Here is a 546-nt window from a genome sequence, read left to right on the forward strand (position 1 = left end):
CGAAGCTGGCGAAGAGCTGCAGCCCCTCGGTAAAGCCGCCGAACATGGCGAGCGTCTTGGCGATGTCCTCGTCCGAATCGACGCCGAAGGTCTGCAGATAATCGTGCTTGTCCTTCATCTCGCTATATTCGAGGAAGGCGCCATATTCGCTTTCGGGCATGCCGATCGTGTCGAGCAAATGGCTGTAGGCGGCGATGTGCACCGTCTCCATGTTGCTGAACGCCGCCAGCATCATCTTGATCTCGGTCGGCTTGAAGATGCGGCCATATTTCTCGTGATAGCAATCCTGCACCTCGACATCGGCCTGGGTGAAGAAGCGGAAAATCTGGGTCAGCAAGTTGCGCTCGCCGTCGTCCAGCTTGGCCGCCCAGTCCTTGCAGTCCTCGCCCAGCGGCACTTCCTCGGGCATCCAGTGGATTTGCTGCTGGCGCTTCCAGAAATCGAACGCCCAGGGGTATTCGAACGGCTTATACTGCTTGCGGGCTTCGGTGAGGGACATGGGGTTACTCCGGTACGTTCGATTTTGATGGGTTAAAGCTTTGAAAT

At 57.1% G+C, this 546-nt stretch carries 1 protein-coding gene; it reads right to left on the reverse strand.

What is annotated here, in order from left to right:
* Window positions 1-499 (reverse strand): ribonucleotide-diphosphate reductase subunit beta (locus tag AACY52_RS29795; RefSeq protein WP_339561302.1); only part of this gene is annotated, 499 nt, incomplete at its 3' end.
* Window positions 500-546 lie beyond the last annotated feature (47 nt).

Origin of the sequence: Pseudomonas sp. EA_65y_Pfl1_P113 (genome assembly GCF_963970525.1) — a bacterium.
Taxonomy (GTDB): Bacteria; Pseudomonadota; Gammaproteobacteria; order Pseudomonadales; family Pseudomonadaceae; genus Aquipseudomonas; species Aquipseudomonas tritici.